Below are 6,262 nucleotides of genomic sequence, written 5' to 3' on the forward strand. Positions count from 1 at the left end.
CTCACATTCGATGAAGATCCAGGGCTGGTCTAACCTGTGAGGGAACCACGCCACCGTCAAAAGGTTCGTACCAACAAGCGCGCCAGTCTCCGAGCGCGCCTCCGGGGAGAATCACTGCAATGCCTGAAACCCAGACCGCCGTTGCCGACATCCACATGCTCGACCGCGGCTATTCGCGCGAAGCCCGCTCGTTGCTGTATCAGGCCTATCGCCACGAGCCGACCTTCGGCTACCTGTTCGAAGCCGAGCGTCCCGGCTACGAACAGCGCGTGCGCGCGACGGTGCGCGAGCTGGTCAAACAGCATTTTCTGCAGGACCTGCCGGCGATCGGCTTGTTGGTCAACGATCGCTTGATCGGCATCGCCCTGATCGCACCGCCGCAACGGCGCCTGGGCGTTACCGAGAGCTGGGCGTGGCGCTTGCGCATGGTGCTCAGCACCGGTTTTCGCTGCACCCGGCGTTATCTGGAATACCACGACGCCGTCGGCGCATGCGTGCCGGGTGACTCGGTGCACATGCTGCCGCTGCTCGGCGTTCACCCGCAGTTTCAGGGCAAGCACTACGGCGAACAATTGCTCACCGCCGTGCACAACTGGTGCGCGGTCGATGAAACCTCGCAAGGGGTGGTGCTCGACACCGGCAACCCGCGCTACCTGGAATTCTATAAAAGGCAGGGTTATCAGGAGATCGGCGAGGTTGCCGTCGGGCCGGTGCGCGAACACGTATTTTTCCACGCCAATCCGCAGGTGTTACAAACAGCAACGGGATAACGATCGAACTTCTTCACAAATTACCTGTTCTATCAGGCTCCCGAGCCCGTGATAGCATCCGCGCCTATGAAGTTTCCACGAAGATTTACCAGCGGCGTGCTGATGCTGTTATCCAGCTGCGCGGCGCTGGCGCAAAGTGAATTGGATGTACGGATCAAGCCGTCCAACGATGAACTCAAGGCCAATATAGAAGGCTATATCGGCAGCCTCGGCGATCGCGACGAAGAAGCCTTGCTGCGCTTCAGTCGCGGCGCCGAAGAGCAGGCGCGCAAAGCGGCGCAGGCGCTGGGCTACTACCAGCCGCAGATCGACAGTGACGTCAAGGGCGGGGAAAAACCGCGTCTGGTGCTGAACATCGATCCCGGCGAGCCGATTCGCCTGCGCAACGTCACCGTGCGTGTCGACGGCCCGGCGGCCTCGCTGAAATCCTTTCGCGTACCGAAAAGCGACCTGCTCAAGTCCGGCGCCGTGCTCAACCATGGCCGTTACGAAGACGCCAAACGGGTGATCCAGAACCAGGCCTCGCGCTTCGGTTACTTCAGCGGTCATTTCACCAGCCAGAAACTCATGGTCGATCCGCGCGCGGGCGTGGCCGACATCGAATTGATCTACGACAGCGGCCCGCGTTATGCGCTGGGCAAAGTCAGTTTCGAGGGCGACACGCCGTTCGACGAAGACCTGCTGCAACGCATGGTGCCGTTCAAGGAAGGCGAGCCATACGACTCGGAACTGATCGCCGAACTCAACCGCGACCTGCAATCGAGCGGCTATTTCGAAGGCGTGCGCGTCGATGCAGCACCGACGGCAGCGCAGAACGATGTGATTCCGGTCGCCGTCAAACTCGACACGCGCAAGCCGCGCACCATGGGCCTGGGCCTCGGTTATTCGACCGACGTCGGGCCACGGATCAAGGCCAACTGGACGCGTCACTGGGTCAACCCGCAGGGCGACAGCTATGGCTGGGAGGCCGAACTCTCGGCGCCCCGGCAGAACGTCGGGCTGTTCTACGACATCCCGCTCGACCCGCCACTGACCGACAAACTGCGCTGGGCCGGCGGTTATCAGTTCGAAGATATCGAAGGCTCCGACACCCTGAGCAAACTGCTGACCTTCGGCCCGGAATGGCACAGCAAGTTGCCCAGCGGCTGGCAGCGGGTGATCTCGTTGAAATGGCAACGTGAAGAATACGAACTCGGCGACGACTCCGGCCTGAGCACGTTGCTGATGCCCGGCATCAGTTATTCGTACCTCAAAAGCGACAACCGCATCGACCCGCGCAACGGCTATCGCCTGAGCTTCGAAAGCAAAGTGGCCAAGGAAGGCCTCGGTTCGGACAACAACCTTTTATATGGCACCGCGCTGGTCAAAGGCCTGACCACGGTGTTCGACAGGCACCGCTTGCTCGGCCGCGTGCAGGTCGGCGGCAGCGCCACCAACGGCTACAACTCGGTTCCGCCATCGCTGCGCTTTTTTGCCGGTGGCGATCAGAGCGTGCGCGGTTACGACTATCAGAGCCTGTCGCCGAAAAATTCCGATGGCAAACGGATTGGCGGTCGCTACATGGTGGCCGGCAGCGTCGAGTATCAATATTCGATCGCCGAGAAATGGCGGGTCGCGACCTTCGTCGACCAAGGCAACTCTTTCAACAAACTCGAACTGCCCGACCTCAAGACCGGGGTCGGTGTGGGTGTGCGCTGGGTCTCTCCGGTCGGGCCGATCCGCCTTGACCTGGCCCATGCGCTGGACGACGACGCCGGCATCCGGCTGCACTTTTCCATGGGGCCTGAGCTGTGAAGCGTGGTGTGAAAATAACGGCGCTGACGCTGTTGGCACTGGTCATGTTGATCGTCCTGAGCCTGGCTGCACTGCTTGGCACGCAGGCCGGCAGCCGTTGGGCGCTGGGCCTTGTACCTGGCTTGAGCGTGGAGAATTTCCACGGTCGCCTCGCTGGGCAGTGGAGCGCCGATCACCTGGTGTGGCAGCAGGACACCAGCCGTGTCGAGCTGAACAAGGCGATCTTCGCCTGGTCGCCGCTGTGCCTGACGCGCATGACCTTGTGTATCGATCAGCTCAAGGCCGATCAGGTGATCCTGCAATTCCCGCCGAGCGAAGAAACCACCGAGAGCGGCCCGATCACACTGCCGGACCTGCAATTGCCGTTGGCCATTGAACTGGGCGATGTCGAAGTCGGCAGCCTGTTGTTCAACGGCAGCGAACAGCTCAAGGGCTTGCAACTGGCGGCGCACTGGACCGCTCAGGGCCTGCAGATCGACAGCGTGAAATTGCAGCGCGACGAGCTCAGCCTGAACCTGTCCGGCCTGCTGCAACCGAGCGGCAACTGGCCGTTGACGATTCAGGGCGATTTGACTTTGCCGTCTCCCGGCAGCGAGCCGTGGACGCTGGCGCTGAAAGTTGAAGGTGATCTGCTGAAAACCCTCAACCTGCACGCCGACAGCCGTGGCTACCTCGACGGCCAGTTGAACGGCGAGCTGCAAGCGCTGGCGGAAAACCTGCCGGCCAAGGTGCGCATCACCAGCGACGCGTTCAAGCCGAGCGCCGATCTGCCGGACACCCTGCAATTCAATCAGCTTGTGCTCACCGGCGAAGGCGACCTGAAAAACGGTTACCAACTGCTCGGCAACGCCACGCTGCCCGCCGAAAAATCGCCAGTGGCGCTGCTGCTCAAGGGCAAGGTCGACGCCAATGGCGCGCAGATCGCCGGCCTCGACCTCAATGCCAACGACACGCAAAGCCTCAAGCTCACCGGCAACGTCGACTGGAGCAAGGGCCTCAGCGCTCAGGCCAATATCAACTGGCAAGACTTCCCGTGGCACCGGCTCTATCCGGAAATCGACGAGCCGCAAGTGACGTTGCGCACCTTTACCGGCGAAGTGTCCTACACCGACGGCCAGTACCTCGGTAATTTCGACGCCGCGCTGGATGGCCCGGCGGGGGCGTTCACCCTGAGCAGTCCGTTCAGCGGCAGCCTCGAACAGATCGCCTTGCCGCAACTGGTCATGCAGGCCGGGCAGGGCAAGGCCGAAGGGCACGTCAATGTGCGCTTCGCCGACGGCATCGCCTGGGATACCGCGCTGGATCTGTCGGCGCTCAACCCGGCGTACTGGGTCGCCGAACTGCCGGGTACTCTGGCCGGGCCGTTGAAGAGTAAGGGCGAGATGAAGAATGATCAGCTCAGCCTCAGCGCCAACCTCGATCTCAAAGGCAAATTGCGCGGTCAGCCGGCGATCCTGCAAGCCAAGGCTGACGGCGCGGGCGAACGGTGGAACCTCAACGCCCTGCAGATCCGCCTCGGCGACAACAGCATCAACGGTAAGGGCAGCCTGCAGGACAAACTCGGCGGGCAGATCGACATCAAGCTGCCGCGTCTGGCCCAGCTCTGGCCGCAATTGCGCGGGCAGGTCAACGGTCAGGTCAACGTCGCCGGTACGCTGAAGGCGCCACAGGGCAAGCTTGATCTGCAAGGTTCGCAACTGGCCTTCCAGGACAATCGCCTGCAAAGCCTCAACCTCGATGCCACCCTCGACAGCGCGCAGCGGGCGAAGATCAATCTCAAAGGCAGCGGCATTCAGTCTGGCGATACCTCGCTGGGCACCCTGACCGCCAGTGCTCAGGGCGATATCAAAAGCCAGAAACTCAACCTCGACCTGATCGGACCGAAGCTGAAACTGGCGCTGGGTCTGGACGGCAACCTCGACAAGGGCAACTGGCGCGGACGCTTGGCCAGTGGTGACATTCAGGCCGGTGGCCAGGACTGGAAGCTGCAAAGCCCGGCCAGACTGGAACGCCTGGCGGACGGCCAGATCAATTTCGGCGCGCATTGCTGGCTGTCCGGCAACGCCAGCCTGTGTGGCGAAGACCAGCGCCTGATGCCCGAGCCGAAGCTGCGGTATCACCTCAAGCAATTTCCGATCGAAAGCCTTGCGCAATGGCTGCCCAAGGACTTCGCCTGGCAGGGCCGGCTTAATGCCGATCTGCAACTGGACCTGCCGGCCAGCGGCCCGAACGGCGTGGTCAGTGTCGATGCCAGCGGCGGCACCCTGCGCGTGCGCGACAAGGATCGCTGGCTGGATTTCCCCTACCAGACCCTCAAACTCAGCAGCAAGCTCACGCCCAAGCGCGTCGACACCGAGCTCAATTTTGTCGGCGGCAAACTCGGCGAATTGCTGGTGCAGGCGCAGCTCAATCCGCTGCCGAAAAACAAACCGCTGAGCGGCTCGTTCCGCCTTTCCGGCCTCGATCTGTCGGTGGCGCGGCCATTCGTGCCGATGGTGGAAAAACTCACCGGCCGGCTCAACGGCAGCGGCACTATTTCCGGTGGCCTGCTCGCACCGCTGGTCAATGGCACTGTGCAGCTCAGCGATGGCGAAGTGTCCGGCGCCGAACTGCCGATGGAGCTGCAGAATCTGCAACTGACTGCGGCGATCGCCGGCGAATCGATGCGCCTGGACGGTGGCTGGAACAGCGGCAAGACTGGCAAGGGCAGCCTCAACGGCAACGTCGCCTGGGGGCAGGCGCTGGTGGTCGATCTGGCGCTCAAGGGCACGCAATTGCCGGTCAGCGTCGAGCCCTACGCCAAACTGGAAATGGCCCCGGACCTGAAGATTTCCATGGCCGGCGATGAGCTGAAAGTTGCCGGCAAGGTGCTGGTGCCGAAAGGCGAAATCACCGTGCGCGAACTGCCGCCATCAACCGTGAAAGTCTCCGACGACACGATCATCGTTGGCGCGCAGACCGAAGAGGGCAAACCACCGATCGCGATGAAAATGGACATCGACGTAATCGTCGGTCAAGACAAGCTGAGCTTTGCCGGTTTCGGCCTGACCGCGAATCTGCAAGGTCAGGTGCACATCGGCGACAACATGGACACCCGTGGCGAACTCTGGCTCAACGACGGCCGCTATCGCGCCTACGGCCAGCGCCTGACGGTGCGTCGTGCGCGTCTGTTGTTCGCCGGTCCCATCGACCAGCCGTATCTGGACATCGAAGCGATCCGCCAGACCGACGACATCATCGCCGGTATTCGCCTGAGCGGCAGCGCCGAACAGCCGACCACGCAGATCTTCTCCGAACCGGCGATGAGTCAGGAACAGGCGCTGTCGTACCTGGTGCTGGGCCGTCCGCTGAGCACCAGCGGCGAAGATAACAACATGCTCGCGCAAGCCGCGCTGGGCCTGGGCCTGATGGGCAGTGCCGGGATCACCAGTGGTCTGGCCAAGGATCTGGGGATTCAGGACTTCCAACTCGACACCCAAGGCAGCGGCAACGACACCAGCGTCGTCGCCAGCGGCAACATCTCGGAAAAACTCAGCCTGCGCTACGGCGTCGGCGTCTTCGAACCGGCCAGCACCATCGCCTTGCGCTACAAGCTGAGCAAGAAGGTCTACGTCGAAGCGGCGAGCGGCGTGGCGAGTTCGCTGGATATTTTCTACAAGCGGGATTTCTAGCTCTCGCTCCCTTCAATGATCGTTCCC

3 protein-coding genes are annotated in these 6,262 nt (G+C 62.2%); all 3 read left to right on the forward strand.

Annotated elements, in window-relative coordinates:
* Window positions 1–119: 119 nt before the first annotated feature.
* The 3 genes from F8N49_RS24360 (at window position 120) to F8N49_RS24370 (ending at window position 6,235) form a co-directional block, all read left to right on the forward strand.
* Entirely contained in the window at window positions 120–770 is a 651-nt protein-coding gene (locus F8N49_RS24360) for an N-acetyltransferase (protein WP_151552918.1), read from the forward strand.
* A gap of 66 nt (window positions 771–836) precedes the next feature.
* Window positions 837–2,564: an autotransporter assembly complex family protein gene (locus tag F8N49_RS24365; RefSeq protein WP_151552920.1), complete on the forward strand. Its 1,728-nt coding sequence runs from the start codon at window positions 837–839 to the stop codon at window positions 2,562–2,564.
* Window positions 2,561–6,235, forward strand: a complete 3,675-nt coding sequence (locus F8N49_RS24370) for a translocation/assembly module TamB domain-containing protein (RefSeq protein ID WP_151552923.1) — start codon at window positions 2,561–2,563, stop codon at window positions 6,233–6,235. Before F8N49_RS24365 ends, F8N49_RS24370 begins: the two co-directional genes overlap by 4 nt.
* Window positions 6,236–6,262 lie beyond the last annotated feature (27 nt).

It is taken from the genome of Pseudomonas sp. GXM4, from assembly GCF_008923895.1.
GTDB lineage: Bacteria > Pseudomonadota > Gammaproteobacteria > Pseudomonadales > Pseudomonadaceae > Aquipseudomonas > Aquipseudomonas atacamensis.